General features: G+C 64.3%; 21 protein-coding genes. 6 read left to right on the top strand and 15 right to left on the bottom strand.

All coding sequences use genetic code 11. From position 1 onward, the window contains the following. Positions 1-4 precede the first annotated feature (4 nt). The 15 genes from ppsR (A8950_RS06135) to bchF form a co-directional block, all read right to left on the bottom strand. Entirely contained in the window at positions 5-1,366 is a 1,362-nt protein-coding gene (ppsR, locus tag A8950_RS06135; RefSeq protein WP_133612762.1) for a transcriptional regulator PpsR, read from the bottom strand. Between the two features lie 284 nt (positions 1,367-1,650). Further along, positions 1,651-2,862: a 5-aminolevulinate synthase gene (gene hemA / locus A8950_RS06130; protein WP_133613224.1), complete on the bottom strand. Its 1,212-nt coding sequence runs from the start codon at positions 2,860-2,862 to the stop codon at positions 1,651-1,653. Beyond that, positions 2,862-3,803: a putative photosynthetic complex assembly protein PuhE gene (puhE, locus tag A8950_RS06125; protein ID WP_133612761.1), complete on the bottom strand. Its 942-nt coding sequence runs from the start codon at positions 3,801-3,803 to the stop codon at positions 2,862-2,864. The genes hemA and puhE overlap by 1 nt, the downstream gene beginning before the upstream one ends. 6 nt (positions 3,804-3,809) lie before the next feature. After that, a complete protein-coding gene (gene acsF / locus A8950_RS06120) occupies positions 3,810-4,883 on the bottom strand; it encodes a magnesium-protoporphyrin IX monomethyl ester (oxidative) cyclase (RefSeq protein ID WP_133612760.1) in 1,074 nt (357 codons plus the stop codon). Between the two features lie 2 nt (positions 4,884-4,885). Beyond that, a complete protein-coding gene (locus tag A8950_RS06115; RefSeq protein WP_133612759.1) occupies positions 4,886-5,170 on the bottom strand; it encodes a hypothetical protein in 285 nt (94 codons plus the stop codon). Beyond that, on the bottom strand, positions 5,167-5,625 hold the full coding sequence (gene puhC / locus A8950_RS06110) for a photosynthetic complex assembly protein PuhC (protein ID WP_133612758.1): 459 nt from the start codon (positions 5,623-5,625) through the stop codon (positions 5,167-5,169). The genes A8950_RS06115 and puhC overlap by 4 nt, the downstream gene beginning before the upstream one ends. Before the next feature lie 10 nt (positions 5,626-5,635). Beyond that, positions 5,636-6,295, bottom strand: a complete 660-nt coding sequence (puhB, locus tag A8950_RS06105; protein ID WP_133612757.1) for a photosynthetic complex putative assembly protein PuhB — start codon at positions 6,293-6,295, stop codon at positions 5,636-5,638. Beyond that, entirely contained in the window at positions 6,292-7,065 is a 774-nt protein-coding gene (gene puhA, locus A8950_RS06100) for a photosynthetic reaction center subunit H (RefSeq protein ID WP_133612756.1), read from the bottom strand. The genes puhB and puhA overlap by 4 nt, the downstream gene beginning before the upstream one ends. A 30-nt stretch (positions 7,066-7,095) precedes the next feature. Then, entirely contained in the window at positions 7,096-8,388 is a 1,293-nt protein-coding gene (locus A8950_RS06095; RefSeq protein ID WP_279513026.1) for an MFS transporter, read from the bottom strand. Positions 8,389-8,522: 134 nt separating this feature from the next. Beyond that, entirely contained in the window at positions 8,523-9,221 is a 699-nt protein-coding gene (gene bchM / locus A8950_RS06090) for a magnesium protoporphyrin IX methyltransferase (RefSeq protein WP_133612754.1), read from the bottom strand. Next, entirely contained in the window at positions 9,221-10,132 is a 912-nt protein-coding gene (gene bchL, locus A8950_RS06085; protein ID WP_133612753.1) for a ferredoxin:protochlorophyllide reductase (ATP-dependent) iron-sulfur ATP-binding protein, read from the bottom strand. The genes bchM and bchL overlap by 1 nt, the downstream gene beginning before the upstream one ends. After that, complete coding sequence (locus A8950_RS06080; protein WP_133612752.1) at positions 10,129-13,821, bottom strand: magnesium chelatase subunit H; 3,693 nt, start codon at positions 13,819-13,821, stop codon at positions 10,129-10,131. The genes bchL and A8950_RS06080 overlap by 4 nt, the downstream gene beginning before the upstream one ends. Further along, a complete protein-coding gene (gene bchB, locus A8950_RS06075) occupies positions 13,793-15,373 on the bottom strand; it encodes a ferredoxin:protochlorophyllide reductase (ATP-dependent) subunit B (RefSeq protein ID WP_133612751.1) in 1,581 nt (526 codons plus the stop codon). Before bchB ends, A8950_RS06080 begins: the two co-directional genes overlap by 29 nt. Before the next feature lie 3 nt (positions 15,374-15,376). Next, positions 15,377-16,663 (bottom strand): ferredoxin:protochlorophyllide reductase (ATP-dependent) subunit N, encoded by a 1,287-nt coding sequence (locus A8950_RS06070; RefSeq protein WP_208109763.1) that lies wholly within the window; start codon positions 16,661-16,663, stop codon positions 15,377-15,379. Continuing rightward, on the bottom strand, positions 16,660-17,289 hold the full coding sequence (gene bchF / locus A8950_RS06065; RefSeq protein WP_133612750.1) for a 2-vinyl bacteriochlorophyllide hydratase: 630 nt from the start codon (positions 17,287-17,289) through the stop codon (positions 16,660-16,662). Before bchF ends, A8950_RS06070 begins: the two co-directional genes overlap by 4 nt. Positions 17,290-17,646: 357 nt before the next feature. Here bchF and A8950_RS06060 point away from each other — a divergent pair, with 357 nt between their 5' ends. From A8950_RS06060 to A8950_RS06035, 6 genes are all read left to right on the top strand, one after another. Then, complete coding sequence (locus A8950_RS06060) at positions 17,647-18,543, top strand: cobalamin B12-binding domain-containing protein (RefSeq protein ID WP_166645025.1); 897 nt, start codon at positions 17,647-17,649, stop codon at positions 18,541-18,543. A 68-nt stretch (positions 18,544-18,611) separates the two neighbouring features. Then, positions 18,612-20,045, top strand: coding sequence for a transcriptional regulator PpsR (gene ppsR / locus A8950_RS06055; RefSeq protein WP_133612748.1), 1,434 nt, complete (start codon positions 18,612-18,614; stop codon positions 20,043-20,045). Positions 20,046-20,054: 9 nt separating this feature from the next. Further along, on the top strand, positions 20,055-20,957 hold the full coding sequence (gene chlG / locus A8950_RS06050; protein WP_133612747.1) for a chlorophyll synthase ChlG: 903 nt from the start codon (positions 20,055-20,057) through the stop codon (positions 20,955-20,957). Continuing rightward, positions 20,954-22,300, top strand: a complete 1,347-nt coding sequence (locus tag A8950_RS06045) for a BCD family MFS transporter (protein WP_243735549.1) — start codon at positions 20,954-20,956, stop codon at positions 22,298-22,300. Before chlG ends, A8950_RS06045 begins: the two co-directional genes overlap by 4 nt. A gap of 2 nt (positions 22,301-22,302) precedes the next feature. Next, a complete protein-coding gene (locus A8950_RS06040) occupies positions 22,303-23,499 on the top strand; it encodes a geranylgeranyl diphosphate reductase (RefSeq protein WP_133612746.1) in 1,197 nt (398 codons plus the stop codon). Beyond that, entirely contained in the window at positions 23,496-23,990 is a 495-nt protein-coding gene (locus A8950_RS06035) for a TspO/MBR family protein (protein ID WP_208109762.1), read from the top strand. The genes A8950_RS06040 and A8950_RS06035 overlap by 4 nt, the downstream gene beginning before the upstream one ends. The last annotated feature ends 4 nt before the right edge of the window (positions 23,991-23,994 follow it).

Here is a 23,994-nt window from a genome sequence, read left to right as displayed (position 1 = left end):
TTCTCTATGCGTCGCGATCGCTGGCGTCGGCGCGATCCGTCAGTCCGTAACGGTCGAGCTTGGCATAGAGATTCTGCCGGCTGAGGCCCAGCAGTTCCGCGGCAGCGGTGCGATTGTCCCCCGTCATGCGCAGCGCCGCCTCGACATAGTGACGTTCGACCATCTGCACGGTCTGTTTCACCAGCTTGCGCAGGGTGCTGCGACCGATTTCCTCTGCCGCCGGCAGATGGATGACGTCCGGCCCCCGCTCGACCGGGGTCTGGCTGAGGCGCCGGCTGACGTCGCGGATCAGCACGCCGATGAATTTGGGCGACGGATCGTAGGCGCCGACGGCGGATATCTCGATCTCGGTGTCCAGGCCGAGTTCGCCGTGCAGCGTGGTCGAGAACATGCGCACGACACCATGCTGGCGCACGGTCGAGAGGAGCACGGTGAGATCCGCACCCGGCCGGCCAAGCCAGCGGCTGAGCCGCTCGCCGGCAACGGTGCCACGACCGCCGACCTGCACCAGATCGAGGAAGGCGCGATTGGCGCGCACCACAATGCCGTCTTCATCAATGACGACGAAGCCGTCCGGGACGCGCTCGATCAGGTCCTCGGTCGATACCGCCTCGCCAAGATCGCCACCGTTGACGGCTACACCCGTTGGTGCGAATTGCAGCATATAAAGTGGGCCGGCTTCCGCGGTCAGCAGGGATACGCGCACGATCCAGGGCTGTGCCTCGCGCCCGAGATGCAGCAGGATCCCCGGTGCCCTGCCCTGTTCTCGGGCCTGCGCCAGCGCCGCCTGGAACGATTCGCGATCCTCGGCGGCGAGTTCCGGCAGCAACTCCCGTCCGGCAATTGCCTTGCCCTTCTGCGCGGCAAGACCGAGTGCGCGGAGGGCAGCGGGATTGGCCTCGACGATGCGCAGGTCGATGGCCCGGATCAGGACAACCGCCTCTGCCGAGGCATCGAAGAGAATGCGGTAGCGGGATTCGACCTGGCGCAGCTTCCAGTAGTCGCGCTCCATGGCCTGCTGTGCGGCGATGAGCTTAGACTGCAGATCGGCAACGGCCTGGAGGCTGCGCCCCACGGCGATGAAGCCGGCCGAGCCTTCGAGCCGTACCGTGGTGAATTCCAGCAGGATTTCGCGGCCGCCAGGCAGGCGCTGCGTCACTTGGCGGAAGGCAGAAACGCGGCTGGCACGCGCGTCCTCGACCATAGACCGCACCTTGTCGCCGCCCAGATCGGCGACCGTGTCCACCCACGGCTGCCCGATCAGGTCGAGCGCCCGATCTTTCGGTTCTGCATCGGACAAGGTGACATCGCGAATGATGCCATCCTTGTCGAGAAGCAGCGTGACGTCTGGTCGGCCGATGCTCATTCAGCTCTGCTTTGTAAAATCAGTCAGGCCATAGCGACCATCGCTCGGGCGGAACCGGTCCGACCGAGCCCTGGCAATTGCGCAGCACACTACCCGAAACCTTGACAGTGGAAAACTTCGTTAATGCCGCAGGGCGACTCTTTGCCGGAATCTTGACGCGGATGGACGTCACTTCAACCGAACAATCGTGGGGAAAATTGTCACGTTTTCAAGGAATTGATAATTTTCCTAGGTTCATGAACCTAACTCCGCAGCATTTGCCCACAAAGACCCTGCCGGGCAGATCAAGCCGCCCGTCGCAGGCCGAACTCAGCCCACACGGCGCTGAGCGACTCGATGAAACGATCGATCTGCGCATCCCCGTGGAGCGGGGACGGTGTCACCCGCAGCCGCTCGGTGCCGCGCGGCACGGTCGGATAATTGATCGGCTGAACGTAGATGCCGTGCCGCTCGAGCAGCGCATCGCAGATGGCCTTGCACCGGACCGGGTCGCCGACGATGACCGGAACGATGTGGCTGGCATTCTCCAGGACCGGCAGCCCGGCCTGCTTCAGCCGCGCACGCACCTTGGCCACGATCGCCTGGTGCTGCCGGCGTTCGGCACCGCTCGCCTTGAGATGGCGGACGCTGGCGAGAGCACCCGCGGCGACAGCCGGCGGCAGCGCCGTGGTGAAGATGAAACCGGAAGCGTTGCTGCGCACGAAGTCGCACAAGGCCGCCGAGCCGGCGATGTAGCCGCCCAGCACGCCAAACGCCTTGGCCAGCGTTCCTTCGATGACTGTGAGGCGATGACTGACACCCTCACGTTCGGCGATGCCGCCGCCGCGTGGACCATAGAGGCCGACGGCATGGACCTCGTCAAGATAGGTCATCGCATTGTGCGCGTCCGCCACGTCGCAGAGTTCGGCTATCGGCGCAATGTCGCCATCCATCGAATATACCGATTCGAAGGCAACCAGTTTGGGCCGCGCCGGATCCAGGCGCGCCAGCTTGCGCGCCAGGTCTTCCGGATCGTTATGTGCGAAGATGAGCTTCTCGGCACGGCTGTGGCGGATACCCTCGATCATGGAAGCATGATTGGCCTCGTCCGAAAGTACCACGCAGCCGGGCAGGCGTGCGGCCAGCGTTGCCAGTGTCGCCCAGTTCGAGACATAGCCCGAGGTAAAGAGCAGCGCAGATTCCTTGGCGTGCAGGTCCGCCAGTTCGCGTTCCAGCAGGACATGGTAGTGGTTGGTGCCCGAGATGTTGCGGGTTCCCCCTGCCCCGGCCCCGCAGCGGTCGATCGCCTCATGCATGGCTGCCAACACGTCGGGATGCTGGCCCATGCCGAGATAGTCGTTCGAGCACCAGACGGCGACCTCGTGCCGGCCGTCAGCGTGGTGATTGGTGGCACATGGGAAGTTCCCGGCCTGCCGTTCCAGATCGGCGAAGACCCGATAGCGCCCCTCGCGCTGCAATTCTTCCAAATGACGACGGAAAAAGGCTTCGTAGTTCATCATGGCCTCCAAGGGGCGCGGAAGGGTCGGCGGGTTCGCCCGGCAAAGATCGGTGCGTCGGAGCGCGTGCGACGGCGAGCTGCCTGCCAGGCGGGCGGAGTGGAACAGACATGGACACGCGCCGATTCCGACACCGACAGCATGTCACTGACTGCGCCACTTGACGCAGGCTCGATGTTGCTGCCGCGTCCGCGCAGGCTCCAGCGCCACAGGTCGTTGACCGGAAGCGGCAGGATCATCATCCAATGTTCGAACACGCCAAGCGCCAGCATCGTCGCGAGCAGGGTGAGGCCGACCGCTTCGAACGAATCGCTGGCGGGCCCTACGGCCCGCGCCGCGACCAGGGCGCAGATTGCTGTACCGATCGCAATGGAAACGGGAAACAGCGGGTTCATCGTCCGCCGCCGCAGATAGATCCGCAGATGCTGGAGATGCGGCGGCAACAATTCGTCGTTCAGGTTCCGCACGCCGAAATGGAGGTTGAGCTTGGCGCTCTGGCGCATCCCCCACAGTGCCAGGAAGGTCCACGCCGCGACCTGATTGGGCTGGCCCCAACTCAGGCCAATCACAACGACCGCACCGGCGATAAGCGACAATTCGTGATCGATGATCGCGGCGATGGCATCGACAAAATGACGCCAACTGCCCGCAGGTTCCGACCGCACTGGCGGTCGCCGGCCGGTCACGAAGCCCATCAGAAAGGCCATTTCCAACCAGCCCCAAGCCAGGATGGCGGCGGTGAAGCCGAGATAGGCGCCACGTTCATCCGTCATTGCGCCGGAAATCGTCACGCCGCCCAGCGCGACCATGAGCAGGACAGTGGCCCCCGCCATGCTCCAGCCATAGGTCCAACGCGGACGACCGACCAGCAGCAGGATCACCCCGGTGGCAAACCACCACACGAAGGCCGCATAGAGCACGGGGAGGGCGATGTCCCACATGGCGAGCTACCAGGCCGGAGCCATGCGGACCTGTGCCGGCAGCGGATTTGCCTTGTCGCGCATCAGGAACAATCGGGTGAACGTTACGGCACTTGCCGCCATGCAGCCGACCCGCTGGCACGCGCCGACGATGCCGCCGCGGGCGCGCGCCCGGTCGTTCACCTCGGAAATGCGGCGCAATTGCTCGAGCAAGGAGAGAAAACGCGGATTTTCGATGTCTATGGTCAGCGGAAACACCTGCCGCGAGATATCGGTGGTGATGCGGAACACCGTCATGTCGAAGCGCGTCGGATCGAGTCCAAGCGCTTTGTGGAAAGCAGGCCGCGAGTGGTCGCGAACATACATGGTCGCGAACACCGCCAGCAGGAAGAAGCGGATCCACCACTTGTTGACGCCACGGAGCAGTTGTGGGTTGGCTCGCATGATCAGTGCGAAGGCCTCGCCATGGCGGAACTCGTCATTGCACCAACGCTCGAACCACTTGAAGATCGGGTGAAAGCGAAGCTCGGGGTGCTGCTCGAGTTGCCGGAAAATGGTTATGTAACGCGCATAGCCGATCTTCTCCGAGAGGTACGTCGCGTAGAAGATGAATTTCGGCTGGAAATAGGTATAGGCCTTGGCCCTGGTGAGGAAGCTGAGGTCGACACCGACACCGAAACCCTGCAATGCCTCGTTGATGAAGCCCGCGTGCCGCGATTCATCGCGCGCCATGAGTCCGAAAAGTTCCTTCATATCCGGATTCTTGATGCGCTTGCGGATCTCGGTATAGAGCACGCAACCAGAAAACTCGGCGGTGATGGAACTGACCAGGAAGTCGAGAAACTCCTCGCGCAGGCCATCCTTGATGTGGCTGAGATCGAGCTCGAATTCCGGCGGTCGGGTGAAATGGTCGTGGTTCGAGTCGCGGCGGAATTCGGCCATCATCTCGTCCCACTCCGCGCGCACCGGGGCGATGTCGATATGGTCCATCGCCTCGTAATCGGTGGTGTAGAAACGCGGGCTGAGCACTGTCTCGGTGAGCGCCATCTGGGTTGTGTCATTGGGTGCGGCGGCCGGTCCCGGCCTTGTCATCGCGGTCATGTTTATCTCCTTTTGTCGAATCCCACCTCGCACAGATGCCCAAGCGCTAGGAACGCCGACCAGCGCGTCCACAGGCGCCGCAGCCGACCTGCGCGGAAGACGCGCGCAGTCCGCCGGGCCTTCACGGCGCCACCGAAACCGACGAAACAGGGCGCATCCTTGATCTCCACCACGTCGCCCGGGCCGACGTCGACACCGTCGAGTGTCACATGCGCATAGAGTGCTTCGGCGGAATGGGCGATCTCCACGGTACAGGGAACTGTCATGCCCTGACGGCGCGGGTTCATGGCATCCCCTTCCCGGCCTGCAGCAGATCGGCAAAGGCCTGAACATTGGTGGAACCGAAGGCACGCAGGTCGATCGTCCGCCGCGTGGCCGTATCTTCCAGGGTATAGCGTCCGTCGGCCCAGCGGGTGAGGCGGAACGGCGGCGCCATGCCGATATCCTGGCGCTTGCGTTCCCGCGCGAGACCTCGCAAGGCACCGCGAATGAAATTGTTGGAACCGGCCGGCAGCAGCGCCACCGCGCTGCCATCCTTCAGGTCGTAGACAGCCACCGCGCCATCTGCCTGATCCAGGAAACGCAGATCGCGGCTCTCAAGGCTGGGAACGGATGGCACGGCAGTCGCTTCGGTCCCGCCAAGACGCGCCGCAGCGACCGCCACCAGGGTAAAGGCGACCAAGGCGCCGGCGCCCAGCAAGGTGGCGCGTGGCAGTGGCCGATCAGCGAAGGGATCGCTCATTCCCGCCTCCTCAGGCTGCGGCGCTGGCTTGCGGCGGGATCGGCGCCGAAATAGCCTCGCCCACGTTCGCTGTGACAGCATGCGATTGGCCGCCGGTCGCCGCCGCCAGGCTGCGCGACAACAGATCGGCGACCCGGGCTGCCTGCGGTATGCAGCGCAATGTCGGCTGCGGCGCCCGGAAATTCCATGGTCGGGCATGCGGCCAGAGATTGAGATAGGCGATGCGGGTCCCTTTCGGCAGCGTCAGCGCGATGTCGCCGGTACCGTCCCCGTTCAGGCTGAGCTGCGCCGCTCCGATCCTGCCAAAGGGAATGTTGAGATCCATCGACAGCGCGATGCCGCAGCGAAGCACCAGCCGCTGCGAGGTGATGCTGTAGACCGTCGTCCGCGCAGAGAGCCACGCCAGCATCAAGAGTATTCCGATCGCCGCGACGGCAAGAGTGGCGAGGCCTGCGCAGCCAGCGACAATCTCGGCCAGACCGGCACCGTCGGCAAGGCCGCTCGCAACGCGCCAGAGGATAAGCAGGGCGAAATAGGCTGCCACCTTGCGTATGTGAAAGGCACGCACAGAGAGCGCCCGCCAGCTCGGCGCACCCTGCCACAGCAGCCGCTCTCCCGCCGGAAGATCGTCAGGCAGTCCGCGGATCTTCCTGGCCCTCAGCCTGCTCATAGCAGCGGCCCCAGGCGGGAGGGCTCGGCATAGAGTGTCCCGCCGCCGTAATAGGCAGTGATCCGGTCCTCCTCCAGCAGCGTGACCTGGTCCGGATTGGCCAAGCGCGGTACGCGGGCAAACTGGTCAGCCAGGATCGCACTGACGCGGACCAATTCCTGCCGGCGGTCAATCTTGCAGAAATTGATCGGCAGCAGGACATGGCCGCCGCCCGTGGCACCCGCGAGTTCGACTTCCAGATAGCGAATGAGATACTCCGAGCGATCGACCCAGACCTCGACGACGATGCCACCCGTCTTGCCGTCTGCGCCGATCACATCCATGCCGCGCGGGTCGGAATCCTCGGAATCGACCCAGAAATCGCTGGCGATGCGGAGCGGCACGATCTTCGGCTTGCCGTCATAGGCAAGTTCCGGCTTGTCCGAGCGCATGGCGAAGGAACCTGGTCCGACACCGTCGATCATCGGATCGCCAGTCGGCTCCAACGGTGCGCCGGGCCAGGGCCCCACCGGCGCGGCGCGAATGTCGCGCGTATCGCCTATGCGATTGGGCGCCTGCACGCTGCCGCCATGGGTGAGTTCGAAGGTCTTCGGCTCCGGGATCGCCGGAAAACCCTGCGCGATTACCCGGTCCGGCAGCCCTGCCTCGAGCGGATATCCCTCGCGCTTGTCTTCACGCCGGAGATAGAGAATAAGCCCGGCAAAGAAAATCCAGAATGCGTAGAGCACGACCTGCGCGACGTCGATATAGGCAGTGATGGCACCTTGCATGACGCTACCTCCAGATGACAGCGGCGGGCCCTAACCGGGAAACTCCGCCAAGCCGAATTTCGCGGTCGACCGCAGCCGGCCTCCCGCTGTGCGTACCAACGGTCCGATGGCGACGAGGGCCGCGAACAGCAAAACGATCTCGACCTGATAGACAAATCCGTAGCCGACCGAGCGCCCCGTCAGTGCCGGGCCAAGCAGGCCCCGATCGGCGAGAACATTCGCCACATCCCGCAATATGCCGCCTGCGGCTACCGCAAGACCGGCGGCGCTGGCCTGCACGGCCCCCCAGGCACCCAGCGCCAGACCGCTTCCGTCGCCATTGTCGAGCGCCATGGCGGCCGTCAATGTGCTGACCGAGAACAGCCCGCCGCCGAGCCCGATGAGACCGGTACCGGTCAGGAACAGGAGCAGGGAACTGGCCGGCGCGGCAATCATCACTGCGGGAAAGGCAGCAAGTCCGACGAGCGCGCCGAATGCCGCGATGCGAAACGGATCACCGCCCAGGGACAGATGGCGTGCGGCGATTGCAAAACCGATCAGTGTGCCTCCGGCGAGTATTGCGGTCAGCATCGTGGTGCTGCCCACCGCCATATGCAGGATCTCGCCGCCATACGGCTCCAGCAAGATGTCCTGCATGCTGAAGGCGGCGGTGCCAAGTCCGACCGTGACCAGGAAACGGGCCGCCCGCGGCTGCGCGATGAACCGCCGCCACGCCATGGCGAAATCCTGGCGCGGCCGTGCCGGGTCGGTCAGCACAGGATTACGCGCCTCCTGCTTCCACAACGCCGCGATGTTCAGCAGCATGGTGGCGAGGGCGGCACCCTGAATCACCTGGATCAGGCGCATCTGGCTGAACTGCTCGAGCAGCGCACCGAACACCAGCGACGCCAGCACCATGCCGGCGAGCAGCATCACGTAGAGCAGCGCGACCACGCGTGGGCGCGACCCGGGGGGAGCCAGGTCGGTCGCCAACGCGAGGCCGGCTGTTTGCGTCGTATGCAGACCAACGCCAACAAGGAGGAAGGCCAACGCCGCGCCGGCGTGACCGACAAAAGCCGGGCCATGCGTGTCACCGGACAGCACGATCAACGCGAAGGGCATGATCGCCAGGCCGCCGAATTGCAGCAACGTACCCATCCAGATATAGGGTACCCGCCGCCAGCCAAGCAGCGACCGGTGCATGTCGGAGCGATGGCCGATCAGCGCGCGGAAGGGCGCGAAAAGAAGCGGCAGGGCCACCATCACGCTCACCAGCCAGGCCGGAACCGCCATCTCCAGGATCATGACGCGGTTCAGGGTGCCATTGAGCAGCACTACGGCCATGCCGACCGAAACCTGGAACAGGGACAGGCGCAGCAGGCGGCCAAGCGGCAGTTCGCGGCTCGCCGCATCGGCGAAGGGGAGGAATTGCGGCGCCAAGTGGAGCCAGCCCCGTGCGGCAATGTGGTCCAGCCGCTTCATGACCGCACCAGCTCCACGCCTTGCGACATGTAGAACCCAGTGGTGACGCGCTGGATACGATTGACGCGCCAACCGGCAAGCGCCGGATCGGCAGCCAACAGCTGTTGCAATGCAACCGGACCGACTGGCTCGATTGCCGGGGCCCGGTTGCCGCGTGGAAACAGTCGACCCACAGCATGCATGACCGAGAGCGCCGGTGTACGTGGCGCAAAAGTGAAGGCGATCGAGTGCTCGACGCGCTGCGCCAGGGAGGCCAGTGCCCGCACCATGTCGGGCGCGCGGTAGTGGATGAGCGAATCCATTGCCACCGCATGGTCGAAGATACCGTGTGCCGGGTCGAGCATATCGCCGACGCGGAACTCGATGCGGCCATCGAGTTCCGCCGGCAGCCGCTCGCGTGCAAGTTTGGTAAGGGTGGGCGAAAGGTCGATAGCGGTCACCTGCGCCCCACGATGCCCCGCCTCGACGGCGAGGGCGCCTGTGCCGCAGCCGGCATCGAGCAGCCGGCGGCCCGTCAGGTCTTGCGGCAGCCAGGCCAGCAGGTTGGTCCGCATGGCCTCGCGGCCCGCCCGCACCGTGGCGCGGATCCGGCTGACCGGCGCGTCGGAGGTAAGGCGCGACCAGGCATCGACCGCAGTCCGGTCGAAATAGGTCTGCAGCTCGCCCCGCCGCGCGATGTAGGTGGCGCTGGTCATCAGTCGAATCCCAACAGGTCGAAAATATCGCGGTCCTTCATCGACCGGCCTTCCAGCGGCTCGGCCCCGGCCCACAGGTTTGCGGCGAGGCGGAGGTATTCGTTCTGGACCTTCTCTAGCTCCGGCGACGCCTCCATCTCGAAAAGGGTGGATTTTTTCAGGCGCGAGCGGCGGATGACGTCGAGATCGGGAAAATGCGCCAGCGTCTTCAGACCGACCACCTCGTTGAAGCGGTCGATCTGATCGGTCGCCGCGCTGCGGTTGACGATCACGCCACCCAGGCGGACGTCGTAGTTTTTCGACTTGGCCTGGATCGCGGCGACAATGCGGTTCATGGCGAAGATGGAATCAAAGTCGTTCGCAGCGACGATCAGGGCCCGGTTGGCGTGCTGCAGCGGCGAGGCGAAGCCACCACATACCACGTCGCCCAGCACATCGAAGATCACAACGTCGGTGTCCTCGAGAAGGTGATGTTCCTTCAACAGCTTCACCGTCTGGCCAACGACATAGCCGCCGCAGCCGGTACCGGCCGGCGGGCCGCCTGCCTCGACGCACATGACGCCTGCATAGCCCTCGTGCACGAAGTCCTCCAGCCGCAGCTCCTCGGCGTGGAAGTTGACCGATTCGAGGACGTCGATCACGGTGGGTGCGAGGCGCTTGGTCAGCGTGAAGGTCGAATCGTGCTTAGGGTCGCAGCCGATCTGGAGCACACGCTTGCCAAGCTTGGCAAAGGCGACCGAGAGGTTGGAGGATGTCGTGCTCTTGCCGATGCCGCCCTTGCCATATACGGCAAATACCTTGGCCGAGCCGAGGCTGACGGAGGGATCAAGTTGCACTTGCACGCTGCCCTCGCCATCCGGCCGTGATGGCAGGCCGCTGCGCAGGGCAGTTCGATTGATCGCGACGTTCATGCGGCCACCATGTCATTGATTCCTTCGATGCGGTCTTCCAGTTCCTCTCCGGCGCGCGTGAGCGCCTCGAGGGTGGCAGGGTCCGGGGTCCAGTATTGCCGACGATGCGCCTCTATCAGGCGGCTGGCGACCTTGGCGGATGCGGTCGGGTTGAGATCGGCCAGTCGCTTGCGCATCTCCGGGTCGAGCATGAATGTTTGGGAGATCTGCTGATAGACCCAGGGCGCCACCTGACCCGTTGTTGCCGACCAGCCGACCGTATTGGTCACGTGAGCCTCGATCTGTCGCACACCCTCATAGCCATGCTTCAGCATGCCTTCGTACCATTTCGGATTGAGAACGCGCGTCCGTGTCTCAATGGCGACCTGTTCGGCGAGACTGCGCACCTTACCCTCGCCGGTGGTCTGATCGCCGACATAGACCGGTACCGATTGGCCGCGCGCGCGCTTTGCGGCACCGCTGATACCGCCCAGCGTGTCGAAATAGTGGTCGATAGTGGTGATGCCAAGCTCAACCGAGTCAAGGTTCTGGTAGGCAAGATCGACGTTGGCGAGGACGCTCTGCAGCAGTGCCGCCTGCGGCATCGGTCGGCCCTGGCGGCCATAGGCGAAGCTCTTGCGCCGCGTATAGGTCTCTGCCAGTTCCGATTCCTCGCCCCAGCGGCCGCTCTCGATGAGATTGTTCACGTTGGAGCCGTAGGCACCGTCGGCATTGCTGAATACGCGTAAGGCCGCGGTCTCCAGGTCGCAACCATGCGCCGCCTGATAGGCTAGCGTGTGCTTGCGGACGAAATTCCGTTCAACCGGCTCGTCGGCGGCGGCGGCAAGATAGGCGGCCTCCGCCAGCAGCTTGGTCTGCAACGGCAGCAGGTCGCGGAAGATGCCCGAGAGCGTCACCAGCACATCGATGCGCGGCCGGCCGAGTTCGGCCAGATCGATGAGGTCGGCACCGGCCAGCCGGCCGAACCCGTCGAAGCGTGGCTTGGCTCCGAGCAGCGCCAGTGCCTGGCCAACCGGGCTGCCTTCGGTCTTCAGATTGTCCGTGCCCCAGAGTACGATGGCGACCGTCTCCGGCAGCGCCCTGCCGTCCGCGACGTGGCGATCGAGAAGGCGCCGCGCTTGGCTGGCGCCGTCCGCAAGAGCGAAGGCGGTCGGAATGCGGAAGGGGTCAAAGCCGTGCAGGTTGCGCCCGGTCGGCAGCACTTCCGCATTGCGCAACAGGTCGCCACCTGGTGCAGGCCGGATGAAGCGACCGTCGAGCGCGCGCAGGAGTGCCGGCAATTCGTGGTCCTCGGACAGCAGGCGATTGATACGCGCCAGTTCCTGGAGTGCAGAGTGCTCCTTGTCGGCGCGATCTCCTCTCGCCGGTTCCCGGCCGGCGACCAGATCCGTAAGCTTGTTCGCGTCGATCTGGAGCGACGGGTTGGCCTCGAGAACGGAGTCGAGCAGGGCCAGGCGCCCTTCGGCCGACATCGGCTGGCCAACGACATGCAGCCCATCCGGGATCAGCGTCGTCTCGATCTCACGCACGGATTTCGACAGGGCTGTCACCTGCTCTTCGGCGGCGTTTCCCCAGGCTGGCTCGGGCGCAGCGAGATCAAGGAACGCCGCCTGGGCCTGCAGCAGTTCCGCGAGTTGCCGGCGCTCACCTAGCGCCTGCGGCAAGGCGGCACGCCAGCGCTCCAGCGAGTCCTTGAGTTCGCGCAGGCCGCCATGCAGGCCAGCCTTGGCGATGGGTGGTGTCAGATAGCTGACCAGCGTGGCAGCTGCGCGGCGCTTGGCAATCAATCCCTCGGAGGGATTGTTGGAGGCATAGAGGTAGATATTTGGCAGGTCGCCGATCAAGCGATCAGGCCAGCAATCGGCAGCCAGTCCGGTTTGCTTACCCGGCATGAATTCGAGGGCGCCGTGAGTACCAAAATGCAGCACCACGTCAACCGCAGCATCCTCCCGCAGATAGCGGTAGAAGGCGCTGAAGGCATGGGTCGGCGCCAGACCGGTCTCGAACATCAACCGCATCGGATCGCCTTCATAGCCAAACGATGGCTGAATGCCGACAAAGACATTGCCGAACTCCGCGCCTAGAACGAAGATCGATCCGCCATCGCTCTGTTGCTTGCCGGGTGCTGGACCCCATTGCGCCTCGATCTCGCGGAGCCAGCGCTCGCGCCGCACATGCTGGTCGGCAGGAATGCGGGTATGGACATTGGCCGGCGTGCCGTGGCGCGCCGAATTGCCCTCCAAAATGCGCCGTCGCAATTCATCGACGTCGGACGGAAGGTCCACGACATAGCCGGCCTTCTGCATAGCGGCGAGCGTGGCATGGAGCGACGCGAAGACCGAAAGATAGGCTGCGGTGCCGACATTGCCGGCGTCCGGCGGGAAATTGAAAAGGATGATACCGACCTTGCGCTCGGTGGCCGGCTTGCGCCGCAGCGCGATGAGCCGGTCGACGCGGGCGCAAAGTGCAGCGGTTCGTTCCGCATCCGGCTCCATGTCGCGCGTGCTGCCGCCTGCCGCCGATCGACCACCGAAGACGATCGGACCGGTAGCACCATCCAGTTCGGGAATCGAAACCATCATGGTGGCCTCGATCGGCGTCAATCCGCGGGGAGATTCGCGCCATTGCTCCAGGGTTTGGAACTCGACCGGGTGGGCGGCGATATAGGGCACATCAAGGGCCGCGAGCATTTCCTCAGCCGCCCTGGCATCGTTGTAGGCCGGCCCGCCGACCAGCGAGAACCCGGTCAGCGATACAACGGCGTCGACCCGGGCGACGCCGTTCTTCATAAAGAACCGCTCGACCGCGCCGCGTGCATCGAGTCCGGTGGCAAAAGCCGGGATGACGGTAAATCCCCGCGCCTCCAATGCGGCAATCACCGCATCGTAATGTCGTGTATTTCCGGCAAGGACATAGGAGCGCATCACCAGGAGCCCGACCATACCGCGCGCCTTACGCGATGGCTTGGGCAGATCCTCGCGGCGAGAGCTGACACGCGCAGCAAGGGAAGGATGGTAAACACCGGTATCGGGATAGGCGATGGGAGCCTCTGCCGGGAGGGTGCCGCGCAGGCTGCGGCGCGGCCCGTCCGCATAACGGTCGACCAGGAAGCGCACCATGGCCGCGACGTTGCGGTCGGAACCGGCCAGCCAGTACTGCAGCACCAGGAAAAACGCGCGCAGATCCTGCGCCGTACCGGGAACGAACCGCAGGATGCGCGGCAGATTCCGAACCAGGGCGAGTTGTCGGGCACCGGCACTGGCACCATGCTTGTTGGCGCCGCGGAGTCGTTTCAGGAGAGATATGGTACCGCTCTGCGGACCATCCATGTTGAACCGGCCGATCCGTGTCAGACGCACGATCTCGGCCGCCGACATGCAGGCAACCATGACATCGCAGCAATCACGCCGCGCCTGCAGCCACGGTAGAACCGCATTTACATGCTCTTCCATGAACAGCATGGTTGCGATGACGATGTCTGCGACAGCAATATCCTGACGGCAGCGTTCCGGCGCGTCCGGATCCGCACCCCACTCCGCCACCGCATGGAGACTGAGCGTCAATCCCGGCAGGTCGCGGCGCAGCAATGCGTTCGCCCGCTCCACCGCACTCGCCAGATGCGAGTCCAGTGTGACGATGACCACCCGTATTGGGGTGGCATCAGCGGCCGAAATGCGCTTTTGCTTCATACAGGGTCTCAATTGTGATCGTGGCAACGCCGCTGTCGCGGGCGAACCGCTCGGTGTTGCGGCGCGCCTTGCCGCGAACGAAGAAGGGGATCTTTTTGAGTTCCGATTCGGCGTCGACCGTCCAGGCGACGTCGGCGGCGATTTCCGGCGCCGTCTCACGCTGCGGAAGTTGGATGACCTCGGCACCGCGCGAGGCACCCGGGTTCACGGCAGGTCGATGCGCGGGAAGATGAGATGGCCGAGCCTGATCATGAAACTCGAAGTCGTCGCGGAACATCGTCAGCAGATGCTCCTCCAGCCCCATCATCAGCGGATGGACCCAAGTGTCGAATAGGACGTTGGCGCCCTCGACGCCCATCTGGGGTGCGTAACGTGCGGGGAAGTCCTGCACATGCACAGGCGCGGAGATCACGGCGCAAGGGATGCCATGGCGCTTGGCGACATGCCGTTCCATTTGGGTGCCGAGCACGAGTTCCGGCTGTACTGCCTCGATCTGTGCTTCGACGGCGAGGTAGTCGTCGGAAATCAGCGCGTCGACGCCGTATTTTGTGGCGGCAGCCCGGGTTTCGCGCGCGAATTCACGACTATAGGTGCCGAGCCCGACAAGTGTGAAGCCAAGTTCCTCCACCGCGACCCGCGCCGCGGCGATGGCATGGGTCGCGTCACCGAAGATGTACACCCGCTTGCCGGTCAGATAGGTGGAATCGACCGACTTGGCATACCAAGTGGCGCGCGGCTCGAACTGCGCTGGATCAACCGCCTCGATGCCCGCCACCTTGACGACCTCGGCGATAAAGTCCCGGGTCGCCCCGGCGCCGATCGGCACGGTCTGCAGCATCGGCTGGCCAAAATTGCGCTGCAGCCATTGCGCCGCGGTCAGCGCGATCTCGGGATAGAGCACGACATTGAAATCGGCCTCGCCCAATCGCGCGATATCGGCGGCGCTGGCGTCCAGCGGCGCCACCACCGCGACGTCCACGCCGAGCTGGTTCAGCAGACCGGATACTTCCTTCACGTCGTCGCGGTGGCGAAAACCGAGTGCTGTCGGCCCGAGCAGGTTGCAGCGCGGGCGACGGGATTTGTCGCGCGGGGCGCGTTCAGCACTCGCTTGTGGACCGGCCAGAGTGCGCACAAGCTGGTAGAAGGTCTCGGACGCGCCCCAGTTCTCCTTGCGCTGGTAGGACGGCAATTCGAGTGCCACGATGGGGATTGGCAAACTGAGCGCTCTGGCGAGTCCTCCGGGATCATCCTGGATCAGTTCGCCGGTGCAGGACGCCCCAACCAGCATCGCCTTGGGCGCGAAACGCTCGAAGGCTTCCCTGGCCGCTGTCTTGAACAATTCGGCGGTGTCCCCGCCCAGATCGCGGGCCTGAAACGTTGTGTAGGTAACCGGCGGGCGGTGGTGGCGCCGTTCGATCATGGTGAAGAGCAGATCGGCATAGGTGTCACCCTGCGGCGCGTGCAAAACATAGTGCACGTCAGTCAACGCGGTAGCGACTCGCATGGCGCCGACGTGAGGTGGGCCTTCATATGTCCAAAGGGCGAGCTGCATGACTCAGGCCACCAGGAGATTGCGGCGGAGCAACGGCCGCGCGAAAAGTTCGGCGAGATCTGCTGCCTGCTCGAAGCCGTGGATTGGCGTGAATAACAATTCGATCGACCACTTTGTCGTCAGCCCCAACGCTTCCAGGGGATTGGCAATGCCGAGGCCGCACACGGTCAGGTCGGGCCTGGCGGCACGGCAACGGTCCAGTTGCCTGTCGATATGCTGACCCTCAGTGATGACCATGTCGGGTGGGAGCAGGGCAAGTTCTTCGGCCAGGTGCTGGCGGTGCAGATAGGGCGTACCGATCTCGAGCGGCTGCATCTCCAATTCACGCGACAGGAAGCGCGCCAGCGGAATCTCGAGCTGCGAGTCGGGGAAGAAGAAGATGCTCTTGCCCTGCAATTGCGCCCGGTAGCGCGCCAGCCCGCGCGCCGCGCGTTCCTGCGCCGGCGCGATCACCTGCTGAAACAGAGTCGGATCGACGTTCCAGGCCTTGGCCGCGGCACCAAAGAAGGCCGCGGTACCCTCTGCACCCAGCGGGAACGGTGCCGCCAGCCGCTGCGCGCCGCGCTCGTCCAGGGCACGAGCGGTGTCGGCGAGGAACGGCTGCGCCAGCAGATAGCGCGTGGTCGGGCCGACAGGCGGCATTTCGGCATCGCGATGCGCCGGAAGGAAGTAGACGTTGTCGATTCCAAGAGCAGAGAACATCCGGCGGAACTGGTCCTCGACGACGTCCGCCAGCGTTCCCACCACCAACAGCGACGGCTGCGTTTCCGCGACGGGCAAAGTCGGCACCAGCGCCGCCAGGCAGGCATCTTCGCCCTGCGTGAACGTCGTCTCGATGCCGCTGCCGGAATAGCTGAGGATGCGCACCTTCGGCGCGTGTTTCCCCGACAGGCGCTGGGCAGCCCGGGTGAGATCCAGCTTGATGACTTCCGATGGGCAGGAGCCGACCAGGAACAGGAGCCGGATGTCCGGGCGCCTGACAAGAAGCTGGTCGACCGCCTTGTCAAGTTCGGCATTCGCATCGGCGAGGCCGGCCAAATCCCGCTCCTCGATGATGGCGGTCGCGAAGCGGGGCTCCGCAAAGATCATGACGCCAGCGGCCGATTGGAGAAGATGCGCGCAGGTGCGCGAGCCGACGACCAGGAAGAAGGCATCCTGGATCTTGCGATGGAGCCAAACGATGCCGGTGAGACCGCAAAAGACCTCGCGCTGGCCGCGTTCGCGCAAAGGAGCTTCACCTGCCATCACAGCAGCACTCGACCCGTCACGCGAGGCGGCGGCGGCGATCATGTGGCGCGGCCCTGCGGCCGGCGCGGCAGCGACGTCATCCGCTCAGCCTCGCGCCGCGCACTGCGCAGCTTGACCAGGAATTGACCGGCGTTGACCACATAGCTGGCATAGGCCAACAAGGCCAGCAGCATCTGCTCCCGGATGCCAAGCGCACTGGTCACCACCGCATAGAGATAGGCCGTGTGGAGCCCGATGACCAACATGCTCACGACATCCTCCCAGAAGAAGGCTGGCGCGAAGAGGTATTTCCCGAACACCTCGCGCTCCCAGATCGAACCCGTGATCATGATGGTGTAGAGAACGAGGGTCTTCGCGATGATCGAGGCAGTGGCAAGTTCGGCGCCCTCGCCTGTGGCTAGGTACCAGACGATCAGCCACAGGCTGACGGCGAAGACCAGGAATTGAAACGGGGCCAGGACACCCTGCACCAGGGTCCATGGACTGGCGTCGCGGCGGCGGCGCTCTTCCGAACTGTAGATTGGCGGGCGCACATTCGACGATATTGGCGTCGCAGCTGGCGTGGTCGCCGGAAAGCTGGCGTAGTGGCCGCTGGTACCGGCGAAAGTCGACCACGGGCATTGGTCGAACGAAGCCAGCGCTCTGTCGATGAAGCCGAGATTTGCCATGCGATGAGAGCCCCCTGTCTGTGCTTCTCGGTACCGCCTGGAGCCCGTGCGAATGGCGCGGTTCAGGGATTAACCAATTGAAACTTAAGGACGACTATCGCGGACCTCTATGCTGAGTGCTTGTCTCGGGCCCTTGTGTGTCACGCTAGAATTGACAGTTCAATGTGTCAAGTTTTTTTTACGTAACATGAAATTGACAGTCACTTTGTCAGCGCATAAGGTTGTGGGGTCAATAAGAGCCCGAATTCGGATCAGTCTGGAGTATCGCCGTCCGTCAAGTCGCAGAGTTCCAGCCGCCTTAACGCTCCGGTTTCCAGGACAATGGGCCCAAGGTCATCTCGTTCAGGGGAGGAACCTATGGCTGACACGACCCAGCAGGTCGCGGATGGTTTCTGCAGCGAACAGGCGCGTCTTCCACGCTCGCTCGGCTGGGAGCCCGGCAAGCGCCAGGCAGTCGACCAGGGCCCCCTGCAGGGCGTCGCCCGCCTCGTCCGGGCGATCGAAACCGAGATCATTCCGCGCCTCGTCCTCGCGCGACGAGATAACGAACAATACGCGCAAGGCATCTCAATCGTCGCTCCGCACAATATCTCGGATGCGCATGTCAACGAGATGACGACACTGATCCTGGGCGACGAATCCGAGGACGCCGCAGCCTATATCGCCGCAATGTTGAAGGCGGGCGTCAATGTAGAAGAGGTCTACCTTGGCCTGCTGACTCCCGTTGCCCGGCGGCTGGGTGAGATGTGGGTTGCGGATTTCATCGACTTCACCCAGGTAACGATCGGCGTCGGAAGGCTGCAAATGTTGCTGCGCCGCTTCAGTCCTGAATTCATGGGAGAACTCGACGAATCCGGTTGCAGGCAACGCATTCTTCTCCTACCGGCGCCGGGTGAGCAGCATTTCTTCGGCGTCACCATGGTGGCGGAGTTCTTCCGCCGGGCCGGCTGGGAAGTGTGGTGCGACTCATCACATGCAGTGCAGGACGTCGTGGCGCTGGTAAGCCACCAGTCATTTTCGATTGCCGGGTTCTCGCTGAGTTCGCTCACACGCAAGGAAGCTTTGGCCGCGCAAATTCACGCCGTGCGGCGAAACTCGCTCAACAAATCCATTGGCATCCTCGTCGGGGGAAGCGCCTTCGTCGACGATCATGACCTTGCCGGCCTGATCGGCGCCGATGCCATGGCGACTGACGGACGGCAAGCCGTCGACCGTGCCGAAGACATTTTGGGACTGCTGGGATTAAAGTGCTGAGCTCAACCGAACCACAAACCAATAAAGATGCTGGGGGGAGATTCGACGCATGGAGGATCTCATCTGCCGTGACACAAACCCTCTCCCCCGGCGAGACGCTCGGAGCACTTGATTCGGACTCGGCCCTGGCGCTGGCGTCCGCCGCCTCCGACATTCTCCTCATCCTCGACGATCAAGGTATCGTGCGCGATATCGCCTGTTCGGACGCAACGCTGCTGGCCGGCAGCACCGATTCCTGGATCGGTCGTCCCTGGCTCGACATGGTTACGACCGAGAGCCGGCCAAAGGTCTCCCAGTTGCTCGCGGATGCCGGCTCCGGCCAGCCATCGCGTTGGCGCCAAGTCAATCACGCCATCGGTGGAACATCTGGCCTACCATTGTTATATGCGACAATCCGGCTTGGTGCGCCGGAGCGCATCATCGCCTTCGGTCGCGACCAGCGCGCCATGGCGGCCCTGCAGCAGAATTTGTTGCAGGCCCAGCAATCGATGGAGCGCGACTATGTGCGCCTTCGCCAGATGGAGGCACGCTATCGCATCCTGTTCCGCACCGCGCCGGACGCCATCCTGATGCTCGATCCAGCTACCCGCGCCGTGATTGAGGCAAATCCAAGCGCCGCCCACCTGCTCGGCGACGGGGCGACTCAGTTGTCCGGGAAACCGCTCACCGCGCATCTTGACGAAAACAGCGCACAGGCGCTCGAAAGCCTGCTTACGCGGGTAGAGGCGACAGGACGTACGGAGGAACTGACACTGCATCCTCTGCATGCGAAGCGGGACATCGTGGCTTCCTGCGCTCTGCTTCGACAGGACAACAACGCCATCCTGCTGCTGCGGCTGGCACCTAAGTCAGGCGAAGCCGGACCGGCACCTGACCCGCAGCGGAAACTAGCCGAAGTTGTGGAGGCACTGCCCGACGGCTTTGTCCTTACTGACGAGGCGGGATGCATCCTGGTCACCAACGCTGCATTCCTCGAAATCGCCCAACTGGCGACCGAGGAGCAGGCGCGCGGGGAACACTTGGAACGCTGGCTCGGGCGCTCGGGCGTTGATGTCAGCGTATTGCTCAGCAATCTCGCTAAACATGGTACGGTCCGGCTGTTCTTCACGACCGCGCGCGGGGAGTACGGCTCCAATCCTGAGGTAGAGATCTCTGCGGTATCAATCCGTGACGGCAATCGCACGACCTTCGGTTTCTCCATTCGGGACGTCTCCCGTAGGCTGAGTTCGCCCGGCAAGGCGGCAGGAGACATAAGTGTCGCCATCATGCCTCGATCCATGGAACAGCTTACCGAACTGGTCGGTCGTGTGCCGCTTAAGGAACTGGTCCGCGAATCGACCGACGTCATCGAACGGATGTGCATTGAGGCGGCGCTCATGCTGACTGGCGACAACCGAGCCTCTGCCGCCGAACTTCTCGGGCTCAGCCGGCAGAGCCTCTATCTGAAGCTCCGCCGCTATGGCCTGACCGAAATAGGCGAAATCGCCGACAAGGCGGAATAGCAGGGCAGGATGGCGAGCCGCAGCATCTCCCACGCGCGCTTCGCTTTCCCGGCCCCGATGGCTGTGCTGCAACTGCTGAAACCCATTACCTGGTTCGCGCCAATGTGGGCCTATGGCTGCGGCATCGTCTCGTCGGGGCAGTCGATCGAGGGACGCTGGGTCGAGTTCATTGCGGGAGTTCTGCTCTGCGGTCCGTTTGTCTGCGGCACCAGCCAGGCCGTGAACGACTGGTTCGATCGCCATGTCGATGCGATCAACGAGCCACAGCGCCCGATTCCCTCCGGACGCATTCCTGGACGATGGGGCTTGTTCATTGCGATTGCCTGGACGGCCGCATCCATGATGTTGGCGATGCTGCTCGGTCCCTGGGGATTCGGCGCGACGCTGGTCGGGCTCGCATTGGCTTGGGCCTATAGCGCGCCGCCCTTCCGCCTGAAGCGAAATGGCTGGTGGGGCAATAGCGCCGTCGGCGTCTGCTACGAGGGCCTGCCCTGGATCACCGGCGCTGCGGTCATAGCGACGGCCATGCCCGCACCGCACATCCTGCTGGTCGCCGCCCTCTACAGCCTGGGGGCGCACGGAATCATGACCCTGAACGACTTCAAGTCAGTCGACGGCGATCGCGCGATGGGAATCGACTCGCTGCCCGTGCTTCTCGGCGTGGAACGAGCGGCGCGGGTGGCCTGCGCGGTGATGGCGCTGCCCCAATGCATCGTCATCGGGCTGCTTGTCGCCTGGGGCGCTCCCTGGCATGCGGGCGCGGTCGTCGCCCTGCTCATCGTGCAACTCGGCCTGATGATCCGGCTGCTGGACAGCCCCCGCGTGCGCGCACCCTGGTACAATGCGACCGGCACCACGCTTTATGTTCTGGGTATGCTGGCCACGGCCCATGCCTTGGCCGGTGCGGCGTGAGCGGCGAACCCGCCACCTTCGGCTGGCTGACCATTCTGCGTCTGGGCCTGGTGCAGACAGCGCTCGGTGCTGTCGTCGTCCTCACCACATCGACCCTCAATCGCGTGATGGTGGTCGAACTGGCCTTGCCGGCCATGGTTCCTGGCGCGCTGGTCGGTCTGCACTATGCCATCCAGCTCTCGCGGCCGGGCTTCGGCCATGGCTCGGATCGCAGCCGGCGACGCACGCCCTGGATTATCAGCGGCATGGCGACCCTTACGCTCGGCGGCCTCGGCGCGGCCATCGCAACCGCCTGGATGAGCAGCAATACAAGCGCGGGTTTGGCACTTGCCTTGACAAGTTTTGTCCTGATTGGTCTCGGCGTCGGTGCCGCCGGCGTCTCGCTGCTGGCCCTGCTCGCCGCACGTGTGGCACCTCGTCGCCGGCCCGCGGCCGCGACGATTGTCTGGCTGATGATGATTGCGGGCTTCGTCGCCACCGCCGGCGGCGCCGGGCACTTTCTTGACCCCTTCTCTCCCCTGCGCCTGGTCGCTGTCGTCGGCATCGTCTGCGGATTGGCTTTCCTGCTGGCACTCGCTGGCGTCATCGGCATTGAACGGGGGCCGGTATCGGCAGGCACCACAACGGATGATGCGACCGCCACCGCAAGCAGTTTCCGTGCTGCCCTTGCCCAGGTCTGGGACGAACCGAAGACGCGCCGCTTCACCCTCTTCATCTTCGTCTCCATGCTGGCCTTCAGCGGTCAAGACCTGATCCTTGAGCCCTTCGCAGGCATGCTTTTCGGTCTGACGCCCGGCGAGACCACGCAGCTTGCCGGAGTGCAGAATGCCGGCGTTTTCCTCGGCATGGTCCTGATCGCGCTCGGCGGCAGCGCCTGCGGCGTAGCGCGCTTTGGTTCCATGACTCGCTGGACCCTGATCGGGTGTATCGCTTCCGCCTTCACCCTCGCCGGACTCGGGGCCGCTGCCTCCGCTCCGTCAGGCTGGCCGCTGCGCGAAACGGTTTTCCTGCTCGGTGTCGCGAATGGCGTCTTTGCCGCCGCAGCCATCGCCTGCATGATGGACCTTGCCAGCGCCGGCGGCCCGTCACGGGCCGGCGTGCGCATGGGATTGTGGGGGGCGGGGCAGGCAATTGCCTTCGGCCTCGGCGGCTTTCTCGGGACAGTCATCGTCGATCTCGCGCGCGCGACACTGGGTGACGCGCAGCACGCCTATGCGATCGTTTTCGTTGGCGAGGCGGCCCTCTTCCTGATAGCGGCCGTGCTGGCCTATGGCCTGGCCCGCGACGGCACCGAGGCAGCCAGCGGTGCGACCCGCGGATACCTGGCCTATGACGGGAGATGAGCATGACCGATACTACCGAGACGTATGACGTGGTCGTGGTCGGCGGCGGGCCAGCCGGTAGCACAGCTGCGCTGGATCTGGCGCGTGCCGGTCGCTCCGTTCTGTTGCTGGAACGAGGTGGGCGTATCAAGCCGTGCGGCGGTGCCATTCCGCCGGCCCTGATTGCCGAGTTCGCGATTCCGGATGCTTTGCTGGTCGCCCGCGCCCGTGCCGCCCGCATGATCTCTCCAGGCAATCGTGCCGTGGATATGCCGATCGAGGGCGGGTTCGTCGGCATGGTTGATCGTGAGCATTTTGACGAGTGGCTGCGGCGGCGGGCCGAGACAGCCGGCGCCCGGCGGCGAACGGGAACCTTCCAAGCGCTGGACCGCGATGGCGGCGGCATCAGTCTGGTCCGCTACGCCATCCGCGATGATGAAGGTACAAGGGCGTGCCTGGTCCGCGCCCGCGCTGTCATTGGTGCCGACGGCGCCAATTCGGCAGTGGCGAAACAGGCGATCCCGGGTGCGGAGAAGGTCCGCCACGTTTTCGCCTATCACGAGATCGTCCGATCGCCGGATCCGGGCGATGGCTTCGACCCCACACGCTGCGACGTCATCTATCGCGGAACCGTCTCGCCCGACTTCTACGGCTGGGTTTTTCCGCATGGAGCGACCACCAGCATCGGCACCGGTTCTGCTCACAAGGGATTTGCCATCCGCCCGGCGACAGCCCTACTGCGACAATCCCTCGGCCTGGATCAGGCCGAGACTGTCCGGCGCGAGGGAGCGCCTATTCCGATGCGGCCCCTGCCCCGGTGGGAGAACGGCCGCGATGTCCTGCTGGCCGGAGACGCCGCTGGAGTGGTCGCACCGGCTTCCGGAGAAGGCATCTACTATGCGATGACCGGGGGTCGGCTCGCCGCTCAGGCCGTCGATGTCTATCTGGCGACCGGCAATTCAGCGGCATTGAAAGAGGCTCGCCGGAATTTCATGCGGGCGCACGGCCGTGTCTTCTGGGTGCTCGGGATGATGCAGCGATTCTGGTATGCGAGCGACCGGCGGCGCGAGCGCTTTGTCAGTATTTGTCGCGACCCGGACGTGCAGCGGCTAACCTGGCAGTCCTACATGCACAAGAAGCTGGTGCGCAGCAACCCGATCGCGCATGTCCGCATCTTCTTCAAGGACCTAGCCCATCTGCTTGGACTCGTCGCACCATGACCGTTGTCGACACCCCACTCTGGCGCATGATCCTGGTGGCGGCGGTTGCGGCGCTCGCCGTTGCGTTTCTCGGCGGATTGATGACCGATATCGGGCCCTGGTACCAGTCGCTTGCCAAGGCAAGCTGGCAACCGCCCGGCTGGCTGTTCGGTCCCGTCTGGACCCTGATCTTCGCCCTCGTCTCGCTCGCCGGCGTCAGCGCATGGCGCCGGACGCGCCGGGAGCGTGACCGCCAGACGGTTCTGCTGCTCTTCCTGGTCAACGGCTTCCTCAATGTTCTGTGGAGCCTGTTGTTCTTCCGATTGCAGCGGCCGGACTGGGCATTGGTCGAAGTGATGGCCCTGTGGCTGTCGATCCTGGCACTAATAATTCTGCTGCGGCGGTATTCCCGCGTTGCAGGCTGGCTGCTCCTGCCCTACCTGCTGTGGGTATCGTTCGCCGCCTATCTCAACTGGACTATTGTGCAGCTCAATGCGCCCTTCGGTGGCTGAGTCG

It is taken from the genome of Dongia mobilis (assembly GCF_004363235.1).
Taxonomy (GTDB): domain Bacteria; phylum Pseudomonadota; class Alphaproteobacteria; order Dongiales; family Dongiaceae; genus Dongia; species Dongia mobilis.
This window is presented reverse-complemented; position numbering and strand designations above follow the sequence as displayed.

Excerpts from the sequence above, each read along its gene's own strand:
- bchL (WP_133612753.1), bottom strand. The coding sequence starts at position 10,132 with ATGAACGTCGCGATCAATCGAACTGCCCTGCGCAGCGGCCTGCCATCA.
- puhA (WP_133612756.1), bottom strand. The coding sequence starts at position 7,065 with ATGCAAGGTGCCATCACTGCCTATATCGACGTCGCGCAGGTCGTGCTC.
- puhB (WP_133612757.1), bottom strand. The coding sequence starts at position 6,295 with ATGAGCAGGCTGAGGGCCAGGAAGATCCGCGGACTGCCTGACGATCTT.
- A8950_RS06115 (WP_133612759.1), bottom strand. The coding sequence starts at position 5,170 with ATGAACCCGCGCCGTCAGGGCATGACAGTTCCCTGTACCGTGGAGATC.
- bchF (WP_133612750.1), bottom strand. The coding sequence starts at position 17,289 with ATGGCAAATCTCGGCTTCATCGACAGAGCGCTGGCTTCGTTCGACCAA.
- A8950_RS06040 (WP_133612746.1), top strand. The coding sequence starts at position 22,303 with ATGACCGATACTACCGAGACGTATGACGTGGTCGTGGTCGGCGGCGGG.
- A8950_RS06095 (WP_279513026.1), bottom strand. The coding sequence starts at position 8,388 with ATGGCCGTAGTGCTGCTCAATGGCACCCTGAACCGCGTCATGATCCTG.
- chlG (WP_133612747.1), top strand. The coding sequence starts at position 20,055 with ATGGCGAGCCGCAGCATCTCCCACGCGCGCTTCGCTTTCCCGGCCCCG.
- puhE (WP_133612761.1), bottom strand. The coding sequence starts at position 3,803 with ATGTGGGACATCGCCCTCCCCGTGCTCTATGCGGCCTTCGTGTGGTGG.
- A8950_RS06035 (WP_208109762.1), top strand. The coding sequence starts at position 23,496 with ATGACCGTTGTCGACACCCCACTCTGGCGCATGATCCTGGTGGCGGCG.
- bchB (WP_133612751.1), bottom strand. The coding sequence starts at position 15,373 with ATGCAGCTCGCCCTTTGGACATATGAAGGCCCACCTCACGTCGGCGCC.
- bchM (WP_133612754.1), bottom strand. The coding sequence starts at position 9,221 with ATGACCAGCGCCACCTACATCGCGCGGCGGGGCGAGCTGCAGACCTAT.
- acsF (WP_133612760.1), bottom strand. The coding sequence starts at position 4,883 with ATGACCGCGATGACAAGGCCGGGACCGGCCGCCGCACCCAATGACACA.
- ppsR (WP_133612762.1), bottom strand. The coding sequence starts at position 1,366 with ATGAGCATCGGCCGACCAGACGTCACGCTGCTTCTCGACAAGGATGGC.
- A8950_RS06080 (WP_133612752.1), bottom strand. The coding sequence starts at position 13,821 with ATGAAGCAAAAGCGCATTTCGGCCGCTGATGCCACCCCAATACGGGTG.
- A8950_RS06060 (WP_166645025.1), top strand. The coding sequence starts at position 17,647 with ATGGCTGACACGACCCAGCAGGTCGCGGATGGTTTCTGCAGCGAACAG.
- A8950_RS06070 (WP_208109763.1), bottom strand. The coding sequence starts at position 16,663 with ATGATCGCCGCCGCCGCCTCGCGTGACGGGTCGAGTGCTGCTGTGATG.
- puhC (WP_133612758.1), bottom strand. The coding sequence starts at position 5,625 with ATGAGCGATCCCTTCGCTGATCGGCCACTGCCACGCGCCACCTTGCTG.
- hemA (WP_133613224.1), bottom strand. The coding sequence starts at position 2,862 with ATGAACTACGAAGCCTTTTTCCGTCGTCATTTGGAAGAATTGCAGCGC.